The organism is uncultured Psychrosphaera sp. (assembly GCF_947500655.1).
GTDB lineage: Bacteria > Pseudomonadota > Gammaproteobacteria > Enterobacterales > Alteromonadaceae > Psychrosphaera.
The window spans coordinates 44,759-61,436 of record NZ_CANMSK010000015.1 but is presented as its reverse complement, the minus strand read 5'-3'; the positions used below and the strand labels follow the sequence as shown (position 1 = coordinate 61,436).

16 protein-coding genes are annotated in these 16,678 nt (G+C 36.2%); 6 read left to right on the top strand and 10 right to left on the bottom strand.

What is annotated here, in order from left to right:
• Positions 1-28: 28 nt before the first annotated feature.
• Positions 29-1,237, bottom strand: coding sequence for a beta-ketoacyl-ACP synthase I (gene fabB, locus Q0940_RS12675; RefSeq protein WP_299269085.1), 1,209 nt, complete (start codon positions 1,235-1,237; stop codon positions 29-31).
• 276 nt (positions 1,238-1,513) lie between these two features.
• Between fabB and mnmC the strand changes: the two genes are divergently transcribed.
• A complete protein-coding gene (gene mnmC / locus Q0940_RS12670; protein WP_299269083.1) occupies positions 1,514-2,836 on the top strand; it encodes an FAD-dependent 5-carboxymethylaminomethyl-2-thiouridine(34) oxidoreductase MnmC in 1,323 nt (440 codons plus the stop codon).
• 195 nt (positions 2,837-3,031) lie between these two features.
• On the top strand, positions 3,032-5,086 hold the full coding sequence (locus tag Q0940_RS12665) for a methyl-accepting chemotaxis protein (RefSeq protein WP_299269081.1): 2,055 nt from the start codon (positions 3,032-3,034) through the stop codon (positions 5,084-5,086).
• A 174-nt stretch (positions 5,087-5,260) separates the two neighbouring features.
• Here Q0940_RS12665 and Q0940_RS12660 read toward each other — a convergent pair whose 3' ends face one another.
• The gene (locus tag Q0940_RS12660) at positions 5,261-6,142 is read right to left on the bottom strand and encodes an OmpA family protein (protein ID WP_299269079.1); all 882 of its coding nucleotides are present in this window, start codon (positions 6,140-6,142) and stop codon (positions 5,261-5,263) included.
• A gap of 348 nt (positions 6,143-6,490) precedes the next feature.
• Here Q0940_RS12660 and rnt point away from each other — a divergent pair, with 348 nt between their 5' ends.
• Together rnt and pssA are read left to right on the top strand one after the other, a co-directional pair.
• Positions 6,491-7,243 carry a ribonuclease T gene (rnt, locus tag Q0940_RS12655; protein WP_299269076.1) on the top strand — a complete coding sequence of 251 codons (753 nt, stop codon included), beginning with the start codon at positions 6,491-6,493 and terminating at the stop codon, positions 7,241-7,243.
• A gap of 123 nt (positions 7,244-7,366) precedes the next feature.
• Complete coding sequence (gene pssA / locus Q0940_RS12650; protein WP_299269074.1) at positions 7,367-8,233, top strand: CDP-diacylglycerol--serine O-phosphatidyltransferase; 867 nt, start codon at positions 7,367-7,369, stop codon at positions 8,231-8,233.
• Positions 8,234-8,351: 118 nt separating this feature from the next.
• Here pssA and Q0940_RS12645 read toward each other — a convergent pair whose 3' ends face one another.
• The 4 genes from Q0940_RS12645 to Q0940_RS12630 form a co-directional block, all read right to left on the bottom strand.
• Complete coding sequence (locus Q0940_RS12645) at positions 8,352-8,942, bottom strand: hypothetical protein (protein ID WP_299269072.1); 591 nt, start codon at positions 8,940-8,942, stop codon at positions 8,352-8,354.
• A 235-nt stretch (positions 8,943-9,177) separates the two neighbouring features.
• Positions 9,178-9,798, bottom strand: a complete 621-nt coding sequence (locus tag Q0940_RS12640; RefSeq protein WP_299269070.1) for an outer membrane beta-barrel protein — start codon at positions 9,796-9,798, stop codon at positions 9,178-9,180.
• A 128-nt stretch (positions 9,799-9,926) separates the two neighbouring features.
• Complete coding sequence (locus Q0940_RS12635; RefSeq protein ID WP_299269068.1) at positions 9,927-10,514, bottom strand: 3'-5' exonuclease; 588 nt, start codon at positions 10,512-10,514, stop codon at positions 9,927-9,929.
• A 176-nt stretch (positions 10,515-10,690) separates the two neighbouring features.
• A complete protein-coding gene (locus Q0940_RS12630; protein WP_299269066.1) occupies positions 10,691-10,855 on the bottom strand; it encodes a hypothetical protein in 165 nt (54 codons plus the stop codon).
• A gap of 175 nt (positions 10,856-11,030) precedes the next feature.
• On the opposite strand from Q0940_RS12630, the gene Q0940_RS12625 reads away from it, so the two are divergent.
• Positions 11,031-11,717, top strand: a complete 687-nt coding sequence (locus Q0940_RS12625; protein WP_299269064.1) for a MepB family protein — start codon at positions 11,031-11,033, stop codon at positions 11,715-11,717.
• A gap of 151 nt (positions 11,718-11,868) precedes the next feature.
• Here Q0940_RS12625 and Q0940_RS12620 read toward each other — a convergent pair whose 3' ends face one another.
• The 3 genes from Q0940_RS12620 to Q0940_RS12610 form a co-directional block, all read right to left on the bottom strand.
• Positions 11,869-12,528 carry a CoA transferase subunit B gene (locus Q0940_RS12620; RefSeq protein ID WP_299269062.1) on the bottom strand — a complete coding sequence of 220 codons (660 nt, stop codon included), beginning with the start codon at positions 12,526-12,528 and terminating at the stop codon, positions 11,869-11,871.
• Positions 12,529-12,537: 9 nt separating this feature from the next.
• Positions 12,538-13,236 carry a CoA transferase subunit A gene (locus Q0940_RS12615; protein WP_299269060.1) on the bottom strand — a complete coding sequence of 233 codons (699 nt, stop codon included), beginning with the start codon at positions 13,234-13,236 and terminating at the stop codon, positions 12,538-12,540.
• 309 nt (positions 13,237-13,545) lie between these two features.
• The gene (locus tag Q0940_RS12610; protein ID WP_299269058.1) at positions 13,546-14,370 is read right to left on the bottom strand and encodes a DUF3025 domain-containing protein; all 825 of its coding nucleotides are present in this window, start codon (positions 14,368-14,370) and stop codon (positions 13,546-13,548) included.
• A gap of 283 nt (positions 14,371-14,653) precedes the next feature.
• Between Q0940_RS12610 and Q0940_RS12605 the strand changes: the two genes are divergently transcribed.
• Positions 14,654-16,228 carry a M28 family metallopeptidase gene (locus Q0940_RS12605; protein WP_299269169.1) on the top strand — a complete coding sequence of 525 codons (1,575 nt, stop codon included), beginning with the start codon at positions 14,654-14,656 and terminating at the stop codon, positions 16,226-16,228.
• A gap of 151 nt (positions 16,229-16,379) precedes the next feature.
• Here Q0940_RS12605 and Q0940_RS12600 read toward each other — a convergent pair whose 3' ends face one another.
• Complete coding sequence (locus Q0940_RS12600) at positions 16,380-16,664, bottom strand: hypothetical protein (protein WP_299269056.1); 285 nt, start codon at positions 16,662-16,664, stop codon at positions 16,380-16,382.
• Positions 16,665-16,678: the final 14 nt, after the last annotated feature.

Sequence of the window (16,678 nt, the reverse complement as noted above, 5' to 3'; positions counted from 1 at the left end):
TCGCTCAAATTAGAACCTTATGTACTCTTTAAACTTTTTGGAATACTAACGTCGCATTTGTACCACCAAAACCAAAGCTATTAGACATTGCAGTTGTAATGTCTGCATCAGTGGCAGTCGTAATAATGTTCAAACCTTCGGCTTGTTCATCTAAATTTGAAATATTAATAGATGGGGCTACAAATTTGTTTTCCATCATTAATAAGCTGTAGATTGCTTCATGAACGCCAGCTGCACCAAGTGCATGACCTGTCATTGCCTTAGTCGCACTGATCATTGGTGAATTACCACCAAATACGTTTTGAATAGCGCCTAACTCTTTAACATCCCCCACTGGTGTACTTGTACCATGAGTGTTTAAGTAATCAACTGGACCTTTAACAGTTTCAAGCGCCATTCTCATACAACGCTCAGCACCTTCACCAGATGGCGCAACCATATCAAAACCATCAGACGTTGCACCGTAACCTACTATTTCAGCATAGATTTTTGCGCCACGAGCAACCGCATGCTCATATTCTTCAACAACAACCATACCGCCGCCGCCTGAGATCACGAATCCATCACGGTCAGCATCGTAAGTACGAGATGCTAATTCAGGCGTATCATTGTATTTAGTTGATAATGCACCCATAGCGTCAAACATACCCGCTAATGTCCAATCAACTTCTTCACCGCCACCAGCAAAAACAATATCTTGTTTGCCAAGTTGGATTTGCTCTAATGCAGCTCCAATACAATGTGATGACGTTGCACAAGCTGAACTAATTGAATAGTTAATGCCTTTAATTTTAAACGGCGTAGCTAACGTGGCTGAACAAGTACTGCTCATAGTACGAGGTACTTGATAAGGCCCTACACGTTTAACACCCTTTTCACGTAAAGTATCACACGCGATTATTTGATTTTTAGACGATGCACCACCAGACCCAGCTAATAAACCAGTACGAGGATTAGATACTTGCTCATCGGTTAAACCTGAATCATCAATTGCTTCTTGCATAGCAATATAAGCGTAAGCTGAAGCTTCCCCCATAAAGCGCATTGCTTTACGGTCAATAAGTTGAGTAACATCTAAGTCGATGCTGCCAGATACTTGTGAACGTAAGTTATATTCTTTAAATTGCTCTGAGGCAGTAATACCTGATTTTCCAGTTTTTAAACTTTCTAATACTTCTGCTTTATTGTTACCAATACTTGAAACAATACCTAAACCTGTAATAACCGCTCTTTTCATGCTGAATTCCTAAGTGAGACTTAAAATTTTCTGTATTCTACCTGTATTTTTATCTTAACTGGTCTAATTTCAGCGAACAAGTGTTAGCTGAATAAATTCTAGTATTTATCTATTGCTTATTTTATGCAAAAAAACAGTCTAAATAGTAATGTAAAAACAATGCAAAAAACAGCTTACCTTTGTTATATTTAACGGCTAACATGTGTTTCGTTTACGCTTACTGCCAAGCAAGCAATTAAGTAACTAACTAAGTTAAATTAATATTAAGTCCTAAAGATGAATGCCGAATTATTTAAAAGTGCAGCTAGTTACTCGCCTATTGCTTCTCCTATAAAAAATCACAACCACAAAATAGCAATAATTGGCGGTGGAATATCATCAATCTGTTTGGCTTATCAATTACTCACATTATCGCCAAAATTAGACATTACTCTTTATTGTAGTGACGAGATCTTAGGCTCTCGCGGCTCAAGTAATAAACAAGGTGCCATTTATCCACTGTTACAAGGCGGACAATTCTCAGTACTGGCTGAGCTTTATGATTTATGTTATCCGTACTCTGTTAATTTTTATAAACAGATAAATACATTAAACGTAAATTTTGCACATCAGTGGTGTGGCGTATTACAACAAGCATTTACGCCTGAACTTATAAAACGCTTACAGCAAATAGCCCGTGAATGGCCATCTCATGGCCAATTTATTTCAGCCGAACAATCTTCTAAACTAGCTAATCTAACCTTGCCTTACCCAAGCTTATACTTCAAAGATGGAGGCTGGATATGGCCACAAGAGTTTTGCCAGAAAACAGCTGAATACTTAACAGCTAACTTTAACCTATCAATAAAAACCAACACACATATATCAAAGTTAAATCAAACTGAACAACATAAATGGCAACTAGAAAGCCATGCAGAACTTATCCCTGCCCTATTTGATCAAGTTGTTGTTTGCTCTGGCCATTTAACCAATCAATACATTCAAACACAGCAGTTCGATATTATTCCTATCCGTGGTCAGGTTTCACATTTAAGCGAAACCAGCACAGCATCTGAGTTAAAAACTGTGCTTTGTCACAATGGTTATATGACGCCAGCTCATAACCAAGTTCAATGCTTTGGCGCTACTTTTGAGCGCGACAATAACAATGAAACCTCTAACTTAGCGGATAATCTTAAAAATCTAGACCAATTGCAACAAGTATACGAACAACAAGAGTGGGCTAAACAAATAACGGAACATGACATTGTTGGTCAAAATGCTGCGATACGAGCGACTAGCCAAGATCACCACCCAATAGTTGGTGAAGTAATGAGTGATGATTGGGTAAAAGACAATGTGGATCAAAATAATGGCAAATTAAAACGTTTAGATAAGTTAATAGGAAAACCTAAAACATATCCAAATTCAGATCATCATGGCTTGTTTATAATGACAGGATTAGGAGCAAGAGGATTAACCACCGCACCGTTAATGGCAAAACATTTAGCATCGTTAATGTTAAACCAACAAAGTCCTTTATCTGACAGATTAATAAAGTCTATTGCCCCAATGCGATTCCAAGTTAGAGCTTTAAAGCGAAATAAAGGGACACATTAAGATTAACTGACTAAACACTCACTTTTTAATAAAAATCACTAATAAAACATCTATTAAAATAGATAAATGAGATAAATAAAAGTATTAATACTCATACCAAATATTAAAAAAGCTCCCGCAAACTAGAAAAATACCAATAACCATCCATACTTTGCCAATTATATAGTTTCTCAATTGCTAAAGTAGGTACGTTAAATGAATGTAGAAAACTTATCAAAGTTAATGTCTAAACACTTAACCAAAGTGCTATTAATCCCCGTTATGTTATTAACTTTTGTGATCAGTGCAGATTTAATTAAAACCAATATAGAGATACAACATGCTGTTCAAACTGAACATGATGTTGTTGTACTGCAATCGTTATTATATAGCGTACATGAATTACAAAAAGAAAGGGGTTATACCGCAGGTTTCCTTAATTCAAATGGTGAAAAAAACACGACCGAACTCCGAAACCAAAGAGCCGTAACTGAACAATCCTTTAAGCAGTTAATTAAAACGGTAAAAGAAATACCAGTAACCCCATCTGGTAAGAAAATCGTCGATGAATTTATTCAAGATTATAATAAAATTAAAACATTACATAAAAAAATTGATGCTAAACAAATCAATCTATTAGCGGCAATTAGCCAATATACTCAACTCAATGAGCTAGGTTTACATTTTGTTGTTCAAACATCGAAAAATACATATGACCCTCTTATTGCCACTGAATTATTTTCTGTTTACAACTTAAGTAGTTTTAAAGAAAAGCTAGGTATTGAAAGAGCAATACTAAGTACCGTATTTACCAATGACCAATTTTCTAGAGAATTATCCGATAAGCATTTAACGGTGCTCACTAAACAAGACGTGTTTAAAAAAGAATCGTTAGAAATTGCACCAAAAAAACTAATGGCAATAATACAAGCCTCCTTTGATGCTCCTGAAGCAAAATCCGTTGATGAATTCCGCAAGAAACTTAAATCTCAAGACTCCAATTACAATACCCCCGCTAGCCAATGGTTTAATGCATCGACTAAATATATCGATTTACAAGCAAAAACTGAGAGAGAGTTATTAGAAATAATTGATGAAACCGCAATAAAAAGTATAGAGGAAGCACAGTCGATTTTAATACGCCAAACTTTGATTTTAATCGCGGGCCTGCTGGCTACAGCGTTATTATTTTTAGCGTTAAGATTACGTAAAAGACAATCCGTTGCTATTGATGACACCATAAGCTACATACTTGAAAATAAAGATTTAACTCGCGTCATTGAAGTCATCAGTGAAGATGAATTAGGTAATATTGCCGTCAACGTAAATAAAATACTAACCTTGATTAGTGACGACTTTACTATGTTCAGTAATACCTCTAAAAACATTACTGTATCTGTCCATGAAACAGCAATAGCCATTAGTCAAAGTGAGTCTAACTTATTATTACAACAAGCAAATGTGCAAACTATCGCATCTGCTGCAGAAGAAATGAGTACCAATGTACAAGTTATTTCTGAGTCTATGAAAGACAACGCTGCTAACGTAAATTTAGTATTAGAAGAATCTCAATCAGGTAAAAAATCAGTTGAAGAAGCCGTTACAGTCATAAGACGTTCTGCCGATGAAATGTCTAATTCTGCAGACGCCATCGAGCAGCTCAATCAAAAAGTTGGTAATATATCGTCAATGGTAGAGTTGATTAAATCAATCGCCGACCAAACTAATCTACTGGCATTAAATGCCGCGATAGAAGCAGCAAGAGCCGGCGAACAAGGACGAGGTTTTGCAGTTGTAGCAGAAGAAGTTAGAAACTTAGCAAAACGAACCCAAGACTCCACAGAAGAAATATCTAGTTTGGTATTAGAGTTACAAGGAAGTGCAACCAAATCTTATGATGTTATCAATATCGGTAAAGAGTTTGCTATTTCAGGCGCTGAGAAAGCAGCTCAAATAGAAAATGTATTAAACGTAATCGTTGATAAAATAGCTGCAATTCAAGAAGTGACTGACTCAGTATCAATGAATACTAGCGATCAAAGTGATGCGATATTGGAAGTGAATAAAAACATCCTGATCATTTATGAACAATCTAGTGAGAATGTTATTGGTGCGGAAAGTGTTGCTAATGAAGCTAAAAATATTGCAGCCTCGGCAATGGATATGGACGACAGTATTGATAGCTATAAACTCAACAATGTCATTAGTATTGATGCACAAATGGAAGAATTAAAAAGACGGGCCATGGAACTGTCAAATAAATCTAAATAGGACCGTGTAACAGTAGCTATCTAATCAATGTAAATCACTTGCTAAAAACTTACTGGGCACAAAAAAACCTAATCATTTATGATTAGGTTTTTTATTTATAAGCTGCAATATAATTACGTTATCTGTGTCTACTTCTATGAAGTCACATCAAATGCTCTGCTTAACATTTAAGGATTAAGGTTTAATCATTTCAACAATTACACGTCTATTAGCTTGTTGGCCTAATTCAGTTTGGTTTGATGCCACATGACGTTTCTCACCAAAGCCTTCAATCGTTATCTTTGCCTCTTGAATGCCTGCGTCGACAAGTAATTGTTTTATTTGCTCTGCACGCTTGATAGATACTTCTAAGTTTTTCCAACGCCCGCCCCAAGAATCACTATAAGCTTTTACTGTAATAGACTCGATTTCATTATCGTACTTTAAGTATTCTCGCACTCTTGCTAATTTAACTTTAGAAGGTTTATCTAAAACAGCACCACCAAATTCAAAGTTTAAATCTAATTGAGCAATATCAACAAAGTTGTATTTAAGTAAATTGTCCATGCAATTTAAAAATTTATAATAACTTTTATTAAAATTAGTTGCTGATAACGCAACCGCAACTCGGTCACTTTTATTGTGCCAATCAGAATAATATAGTGTTGGGAAATAACCTTTTTCTAATTCAGTTAACATTATCCAAGCTGAATCCTCGTCAACATCTGCATTAAATTGTCTACGCCACTGCATGGTTGTAATTTGTTTTGATGGAGTGCCTGGGCGCCAGCTAGGTGGAACAGATTCTATATTGGCCAAACTATAATCCGCAGGTAAACGCATCATGTCTAATTCAAAACCTAAATTGATAATTTTACCCGCTTCACTTTTAAATATGGCATATCCATAATTAGGGATCTGGTGGGTTAAATCACACTGTAATTTTGATTCTGTGGTGACATTCCACTTTGAATTATCTAATGTGCCAGAATAACGACGGTAATCTGCGTCTGCTGAAAACGGCAAAATTTGGCATAAGATCGCCACTAAGATAAAAATTATTTTAATTTTATTCATATTCTACTTTGCTATTAAGCCTTTATAAATCAAGTAAACAGGTACTTATCTAGTAAGTCTAGGTTATAAACGGTGTTAATAATACGTTAATGTTTTTATGACTTATTAATTTTGTATCTACTAACGTTAACCACTCTCTTATTAAGTATTAAGCAATAAAAATACCACAACGTATGACCATTAACGTTTTCATAAGATAAAACTGGCTTACCCCTGCTTAATATTCATTTATACAATTAGCCTTTAACTAGAGCTGCTAATGACTAAATCCATCAATAAAGGTATATATTAAGATAAAACGTCAATTTATAGAAATTGCCAATGCACAAACAGGATTTGCATGAGATAATGAATAAAATTTATCTGAATCTGGTTAATGCTTTGTCAATGAATTCAACCCCAACTACAGAACTAGCTGCAAACGACATTAGTAAAGTCGAATCGAAATCAAAAGATCCCAATTTATTATCTTCACGTTTTCGTGGTTTTTATCCTGTGGTTATCGACGTTGAAACCGCTGGTTTTAATGCAAAAACCGACGCGTTATTAGAGATTGCGGCTGTCACATTAAAAATGAATTCTGATGGCGTATTAGAAAAAGATAAAACCATTCATTTTCATGTTGAGCCATTTGAAGGTGCAAACATAGAGCAAGCCGCTATTGATTTTAATGGAATAGACCCATTTAATCCTCTTCGTGGCGCAGTGCCAGAAAGTGAAATGTTAAAAGAAATTTGTAAAGCAGTTAGTAAAGGGCAAAAAGAGGCAGGTTGCCAACGTTCTGTAATTGTTGCTCATAATGCGGCATTTGATCATGGTTTTTTCATGGCTGCGGTTGAACGTGAGAAATACAAGCGCGTCCCTTTTCACCCTTTTGTTACTTTTGATACTACGTCCTTTGCTGCATTAACGTTAGGACAAACAGTATTAGCTCAAGCCTGTATTCAAGCTGGTTTAGGCTTTGATAATAAAGAAGCACATTCAGCGATTTACGATACAGAAAAGACCGCAGACCTGTTCTGTTATATGGTAAATAGATTTAAAGAATTAGGTGGTTGGCCGTTAACACCTATAAATAATGAAGCAACGACAACAGAATAACTAAACAGAGATTTTATTTCTGTTAATTTTAATGTGTAAATGTATTATTTTGTCAGAACAATAACTATGTTATTCTTTTGCCAAGTAATAAAAGTAATTTTAATTAGATAGTATCAAGGTTATATGACAAACAAATCAGATTCTCCAACCACAACGCACCGCGGTATTTATTTGCTTCCTAATTTGCTAACTACTGCTGGACTTTTTTCAGGCTTTTTTGCCATCGTTTCTTCTATGAATAGTCAGTTTGAAGCTGCGGCAATTGCTATTTTTGTCGCTATGATATTTGATGGCTTAGATGGCCGAGTTGCCAGAATGACTAATACTCAGAGCCCATTTGGCGCTGAATATGACAGCATGGCTGATATCGTATCCTTTGGTGTAGCTCCCGCTATAGTAACTTATAACTACGGCTTAAGTAGCTTAGGTAAATTTGGCTGGTTAGCTGCGTTTATATATGTTGCTTGTGCAGCATTAAGACTTGCACGTTTTAACACACAAATTGGTGTTGCTGATAAACGTTATTTCCAAGGCCTAGCGTCACCTGCAGCTGCCGCTGTTATTGCGTCTTTAGTTTGGACTGGCGTTGGCTATGAAATGAATGGACACGATTACAGCATTCCACTTGCAATCATTACTGCGTTTTGTGGTTTGATGATGGTTAGTAACTTCCGTTACAGTTCATTTAAAGAACTTGATTTACGTGGAAAAGTACCTTTTGTTGCTGTGCTACTAATTGTTTTAGCATTTACACTTGTAGCCACAAGCCCAGCAGAAATACTATTAGCTGTATTTGCGATATACGCAGTGTCTGGACCAATCATTACAATTAAGACAGTTAAGAAATTAAAGTTAGAACATGTTGTTGGTGATAACACTGACGAAGAGTTAAATGAAGAAACTATCACTAAAAATGATAATTCTAAAGACAGCAGCTCTAAAAAAGAACCTACTAAAAAAGCAGCAACTAAAGAAGACAAAAAAGATTAGTTGAACCGCTATTTAATACGCTGTTAAATAAATAATCCGATATCAGGCAATGATATCGGATTTTTTTATGGATAATAATTCATACACTTTATGACCAAATCAACAGTCTACTATTACCTTACTCCGGTAAAACCACATGTAAACTGCTAAGCAAATAGTAATAAGCTGTTACCGTTAAAATCCCTAATCCTAGTACTAAAAGCGTTCTGTATTTGAAACCATGACGATGCGCTTTTGTTCTTTCTTTTTGTGATGCAACATCCATCATCTCGTCACCAAAATAGATCGACAAAAAAGTACCTAACGCACTAATTATTAAAATACTCCAATAAGGATATGGTTCAGATAAAATATGTTTTAATAATTGCGTTATAAACGTTAAGTCATAAATATCTGGAGTATAGAAATACCCATATAAGTTGATAGCAATGGCAACAAACCACAGTACAACTTGCGTATAAGACATTTTAACTTTAAATAATAACCGAATAGGAAACGCTAAAATAAATCCACCATCGGCAATAGGTGTACATAAAACAAAAAAGCTCCAAGTTAGTACCGAAACACCAAAGCCGGTAGAAGCGTCATATTTCCAACTCATATAGGAAAAATAAGCTACGAGAATAAGTACCAAAGCTAAAAACTTTAGCAAGGTTTCTTTATGGGTATTATTTTTAGGATGAAAGTTAATTTCGTTACTAGTAGGCATTAAAGTATTACGTCCTATTAATGGTGATCACAAGGTAAAAATATGCAGTCATTGTAATAGGTTATTCGATAGCTGACCATTTCAATTGGAGTGTGGACAAAAATTTGGGAAATAACAGGTTTAAATAAAATGAGTGCCTATTGGAAGTAAATAAGTAAGGGCCTTAAATTTACGGCCCAAGTTAGCTTTCTTCACTTACAAACATGACATCTTCAATTAAATAATTAAATTAACGTTAAAAGCGAGCAACAATTGAAACAGCTAAACTCTTAGTCGATACATCAGCTATTTCAGTTGTTTCAAAATCAAGAGATATTGCAAAAATATCATTCAATCCATAGCCCAAACCTAATCCAGTAAGTAAAGATATACCCGTAGTATTATCATCTTCAGTAGAAAGGTCCGTCGTCGTTCCAGATAAAAAGGTAAATTCGTTATCCCATAATAAAGCGCCTATATGAGCTTTTAAAAATAGATTATCCGTAAATGGATATGTACCAATAGCTCTAATATCAGCACCTACTGTCTTAAATTTGCCACTTTGTAGAACCGTGCTGGTTGATTCTTCTTTAACAGTAAAACGAGCATTAGAAAATGAAGTAAAGCCAACCTCTGCTGCGATAAAACGATTAAACTGATATCCTAAATAAAGTCGAGTTCCATTAAACGATGAACCGGCGTTGTAAACTGAGGTAGTTAGTTGTGAGGTATCAATTTCAGGAGAAAAATCTAATTCACTGTAATCAAAGGTTTGATGAGAAGCACCTAAATAACCGAATTCATTTGTATAACTTGCTGCAACATCAAGTGATAAACTGCTTAACATTACGACTAAAACTCTATAATAATTTTTCATATGCCCTTAATTCCCAATAAACCCTAACTAATTAATATAGTTATTTCCTTCATATTTTATATTATCAACGAATACTACAAAGTCTACTAGTTATAACGTTTTATCAGAAATATAAAAATATTAGAGACTTATGTTATCTTCGAGTCTAATGCTTTTATAATACAAATGGCTGAATGTGCATCATTGGCAGCATATAAAATTTGATTTGGTTTAAGCGGATACGCGCCCCAATTAGACTTTTGACTGCCTTTACCTAAGCGCTGCTTTAGCACCATAGCAACAGCAGCTCTAGCACCGATAGGATCTTTATCACCAGATAAATGCTTTAACGTTACCGATAAATTATGGGTATTTACTATGTCTATATTTAGCTTATTACGTAATTCTTTTATATCGCCATTAATACCAAATCCAGCTTTTATAATATTGGGGTTACTTAATAACGCTCGGGCACAATCCATAGCGGCAGGAAATCGAGTTGGAAATAAAAAGCCTTGAGACTCACTAGCAAGCTGGATTAACGTTGGACCAGGACAGCTTTCCCCTTTACGAAAAATGGGCTTAGTTTCCGTATCAAAGCCAATACACGCTTCTTTACTTAATGCTTCTAATGCATAAGCAGCATCTTGTTCATTCTCAATAATTTTAATATTGTCGAGTGTAAGCCCTGTATATAAAGGTAACTCCCGTATTTGTTCTTTAGTTGGTCGTTGCATACTGTGGATTCTTTTGGTTTTTTGCTTTGTTGGTAATTGGTGGATTTTCAATTAATTGAAAACGATACTTAACTTCATTTAGTTGACTCAAATTTTTCTTTAATTGCAGCATACACTGTATGTCCAACTAGAAAGAAGCATATTATAGACACGATTAAACAAGGAAAAAATAACTGTCAAACTTGAACACCATATCCCATAAAAGCATATACTCCAGAGATAGATCCAATAGTAAGCTCAAGAATAAGCGTTTCAAAGTTTGAATTAAGTGAACTAGTTTTAACAGTCTTAGGTGAATGATCTTTATTTAACGGATCTTCATTTAATGAATCTTTTTCCATAACGACTCCATTTCTGTTAGAAAAACAATAATCTTAGTTCCATCTTTTATATTATTAACAAGTCTGATTAAAATTAGCGAGTTATAATTTTATTCAATCAATGTTTTGCCCATGATAATTAACGCTAAAATTGTTAGCATTCACCTAATTATAAATACATAGCCAAGAGTTCGCTTTGAATCATAAAAACTATTGTGTTGAGTTAACTAGATTATTAACCACTGGATTTTCCCCAGCCGGTTTTCATGTCACTAACGATATTGAACTAGATCCAGTGCCAGAAAATGCAAATTATGCGGCGTTAACGTTTGGCTTAAATGGGCACAGGATTGTGTTTCGCAAAGGAAAAGTAACACCTGACAGACCAGGTGCTTTTTTAGCTATTTGGCAACGTCCATCACCTGAGCTTGTTTCAATAGATGCCTCAGATATCGCTCTCTCTGATATAAAAAATAATAATAAAAAACCAATTCCTCTAAACGCTGAGCAACTGGATTATCTGTTTATTGAAGTACATTCTTATCCTGAAGGCGTTATTTGTGCTGACGGCGCTGTTTTGGCTGAAGGCTCTGTTTTGGCTGAGGGCTCTGGCTCTGAGATGATTAATAAGCTTGAGCGTGGGATGTTTATTTTTCCTGTTTCTTTATTAATTAAAAAAGGCATTATCTGTGGCGATAAAAGCAATGGAAAAAATGGTTTTAGAGTATTTCCACCTTGGAGCCAAGACAGAGGAAAAGTGGGGACTCAAGTATTTTCCGACTCTGGTAAAAAGACCCAGCGCTGGCAACTTCCCTACTTTGTCAGCATTGATGAAAATGGCTTAATAGATCCAGTTAAGTTAAAAAACCTTATAAGCCTGTAATTTCCAGCTAACTTTTCATTAGCATTAGTAACATCTAATATCTTTTTAATTTCAGGCATAAAAAAACCTACATTGAGTAGGTTTTTATTTTTATAGCTTTGAATATCGTCACCAAGCTAACTTGCAAAAGATCTCGTATGGAAGCGATGGATCAAACAAAGTTCATTTCTGGAATATCGCCGTCGACTCTTAATTGACCTGCGGTTTTTGATCTTATTTCTTCTACCGAAACCCCCGGAGCGCGTTCTTTTAACACAAACTCGCCGTTTTCAATTTCCATATATGCTAAGTCAGTGATCACTTTCGTTATACAGCTTACGCCGGTTAGTGGCAAAGTACATTGGGTTAATAATTTGGACTCACCGTGTTTATTTGCGTGGGTCATAGTGATAATAATATTGTCTGCCCCTGCCACTAAATCCATAGCGCCGCCCATGCCTTTCACTAATTTACCTGGGATCATATAACTGGCGATATTGCCATTTTGATCCACTTCAAACGCACCTAAAACCGTCACGTCTACGTGGCCACCGCGGATCATTGCAAAGCTTTCTGCTGAGCTAAAAATAGCTGCGCCTGTGGCTGCGGTTACCGTTTCTTTACCTGCGTTGATCATATCAGCATCTACACTGGCTTTAGTTGGGTAAGGCCCCATGCCTAATAAACCATTTTCTGATTGCAACATAACTTCTATATCCGCTGGGACATAGTTGGCCGCTAATGTTGGAATACCGATGCCAAGGTTTACGTAATCACCGTCGTTAAATTCTTGTGCCACACGTTGGGCTATTTGTTCTCTAGATAAACTCATGTGTCACTCCTAATCGCTTGTGGTTATTTTTTCTATGCGTTTTTCAAACTGACCTAAAATAACGCGGTCGACATAAATTCCCGGAGTTTGTATTTCAGTTGGCGAGAGCTCTCCCGGCTCAACAATCTCTTCTACTTCCACAACAGTAATTTTGCCTGCAGTAGCCGCCATAGGATTAAAGTTTTGCGCCGTATGGCGATAAATACAGTTACCGTAACGGTCTGCTTTCCATGCTTTAACAATGGCAAACTCGCCAGTAATACTTTCTTCTAGAATGTATTGGCGACCATTAAACTCTCGACTTTCTTTGCCCTCGCCGACTGGAGTACCGTAGCCAGTTGCAGTATAAAATGCGGGAATACCAGCGCCACCTGCACGCATTTTCTCGGCAAGCGTACCTTGTGGCGTTAATTCAACTTCTAGCTCACCATTTAATAGCTGCTTTTCAAACAGTGCATTTTCCCCAACATAAGACGACACCATTTTTTTAATCTGTTTATCTTCTAATAAAATCCCCAAACCAAAACCATCTATACCGCAGTTGTTAGAAACAACCGTTAGACCTTTTGTGCCTTTGTTTTTAATCTCGGCAATTAACCCTTCTGGAATACCACATAAACCAAACCCACCAGCGATGACTGTCATGTTATCTTGCAGTCCAGCCATGGCTTCTTGGTAGCTGCTCACTACTTTGTCAAACCCCGCCATAAATTAACCCTTCTTTTTTATAATTATTATTTTTGTTTTTTATTTTTTGTATCGAAACTTATTTATCAATAACCTTCATGGTGGCATAACATTGATTTATGCACCTTATTTAGACTTAAGAATTGTTGTATTTATAATACGCGATTCAGTAAACCCAACTTGACAGCTCGCAGCCGAGTTACTAATAAATTATTTGAAGAAGAGCCTATGTAAAGGGCTCTTGGGGAGCTAACTATTAAACAAAATAGTTAATGGAGTATCAAACGAAGATGCTTTTATTTAACTTATTAATAGTTATGTTCTACTGCCCTACTTGGTTGATTTAGGTCTGAAATAATCAGTGTTGTCATAAAAACTAAAATCTTCATTGGCGTCATGCCATTTAGGAATACCCATTAATGGCAGCGGATATAAATTACTGTTGTCATTTAAAGCGCCGCTGTTAAGAGCGGTTGCTAGCTTTTGATCCACCATACGATATTGCACATTAAGAGGTAAGCCTGCAATTTCAGCGCTAGCTTCAATCACCAGCCATTTTCCAGTTAAACCAATATAAGGCTTAGTTAACATTTCGTAGTTAGCATGACCAAATTGATAAACCGCAATGCCTTGTTCAGATGGCTGATGCCATAAATCTCTTAACTCAATAAATACTTGTTGCCATTGATGCTGCTTTAACGCATTTAACAATGTCTGGTTGGTTGTTACTAATACAACACCGCATTCATCAAACAAGGTTAATGCGTTTCTTAGGTTACTGCGTTTTTGCGTACCAAACTGTTTAATATCATCGTAATGCAGTTTATTAATGGTGGCTTTAGTATTGGGGAACATACACCAAGAAAGTGCACCAAAAATATCATGCCACGACTTTTCACGTGTTGGTACTTTGCCAGTTTCGTAAATGTACTCTTCATACGCTACAGCTGAATAATCTTGTTCAGCTGATTGCGGAACAAACTGAATAGTTTTGTTGTTTAAGTTCTTAAGTTCGTCAGGTTGTAGCGTTTGTAATGCCTCACAGCTTGGCCAGCCAACCCATTCATCAAATGCAGTCATACGGTTTATATGATCGTAACAACCTTGATCTGCAAAGCTGGTTGTCCATTGTGTAAAGGTTTCAAATTTTTTCATTTTCTAATGTTAATTCATGGCTTGTCTGTATTAGTTGCAGGATACAGTAAACTATTCACAGTAAACAAAAAAAATTCATTAAAAAATGACAATAAGGTCTATTTTCAATCCAAACACATAGATATACTCAGGGTAAGTTTGGATCTTAACCATCCAACGTTTTACCGTTATTATAAAAAATTAATGATTCAATTTATGTAATTCAATGTATTTACAGGAAACATGAAGTATGAGAAAAACAAAAATAATAAAAAGCATTGCCCTTTTTGCTAGTGTATTAGCAATGTTTAATGCCGCTGCGGAAGATAACTTCCAGAAAGCTTATGATTCAATTACTGGTGCTGATATTGGCAAACATGTAAAAGAAATATCGAGTGACCGATATATGGGTCGTGCTCCAACAGGTCCTGGTGAAAAACTAACGTTAGATTATTTAACCAAACAATTTACTGAATTAGGTTTTAAACCGGGTAATGGTGATAGCTTTCTACAGCCAGTTGATTTAGTAGAGATCATTGGTAACGAAGATCAAGTCTTAACCATAGGCGGTAAAGAGTATAAATACCGTAAAGACATGGTGACTGGTACTAGCCGTACAAGTGAATACGAACAATTAAAAAATTCAGAACTTGTTTTTGTTGGTTATGGCATTAACGCGCCAGAATACGACTGGAACGACTATGAAGGTTTAGATATGAAAGGCAAAACAGCGGTCATTTTAGTAAATGACCCTGGGTACGAGTCTGGCGATCCAAACTTATTCCAAGGCACAACCATGACATATTATGGTCGTTGGACATACAAGTATGAAGAAGCAAGCCGTCAAGGTGCTGCTGGTGCAATTATTATCCATGAAACAGCACCTGCGTCATATCCTTGGACTGTAGTAGAAAATAGCTGGACTGGTCCACAATATGGATTATGGAAAGATGATGGTAATAAAGGCCGTGTTGCGGTTGAAGGTTGGATTCAACTTAATGTTGCCAAAGAGATCTTTACTAAAGCAGGTTTGAATTTTGATAAATTAAAAAAACAAGCCATGCAAAAACCAATGTCAGTTAAATTAGGTAAATTAACGGCGTCGGTTGAAGTTAAATCAAAAGTTAAAAAATCGGTTAGTAATAACTTTATTGCAACTTTACCGGGTGACAAAGCTGCCGATGAGCATATTTTATATACTGCGCATTGGGACCACATTGGTTTTGATGAAACCAAAAAAGGCGACCAGATTTATAATGGCGCACACGACAATGCAACGGGTATTGGTGGTTTAATTGAAATAGCCCAAGCCTTTGCAGAATTAAAGCAACCTTTGTCTCGTTCAGTGACTATGTTGGCGGTAACGGCTGAAGAACAAGGCCTTTTAGGTTCTCGCTTTTATGCAGAAAATCCAATCATCCCACTTAATAAAACCGTTGCGGCTATCAATATGGACAGCTTGAACATATTAGGTAAAGTTAAAGACATTAGCGTAAACGGCTTAGGTAAGTCAGAACTTGATGATTACTTAACAACGGCTGCTGCAAAACAAAGTCGTACACCTGTAACAGGTGAGCACCCTTCTGCTGGTTACTATTACCGTTCAGATCATTTCAACTTTGCTAAAGTCGGCGTACCTGCATTATATGCCGGTGGTGGTAATGAGCCAGTTGATGAAGCAACGGTAAAATACCGTAAAAAAATGTCATTAATCGTGACAGGTTGTTATCACCAACCATGTGATAAATTCCGCACTAGCTGGGATTTGTCAGGCGCACAACAAGACGTACAATTATTCTTTGATGTGGGTTACAACATAGCAAACAGCGAAGCTTGGCCAAAATGGTCTGAGACTGCTGAGTTTAAACGTCAGAAGTAATCGCTGGTTTATTCCTTGTTGGTTCAAGATTAGAGATAACAAAGCCCATATACGATAGGCTTTAAATAAAAAAGGATCTGCTATTGCAAATCCTTTTTACTTTCTAAGGTAGGTTAATACGAGGGTAATTTACAAAACCTCAGCATATAAATTAACTTACCACTTTAACGCCAGGTTCAAGTTTGATAGTTTTAACGCCTGAACGTTCTATTATTTTAACTATCGCTGACTGAATAACTTCATCTTCTCTTGCATCACTGGTGCTTTTAAAGCCTTCTACCATAGCTTCTGCGCCTTCTTCTAGCACAAAAGATATTGCCACTTGTTCTGCCAAGTCAGCCTTGCTACCTGAATAAGAAATAGTGATTTCAGGATACCCCTGAAAACCCATTTTGATTTTCTTAGCAATTCTCTTTTTCGATTTATCTAAATTCATGGTTCTCTCTAAAT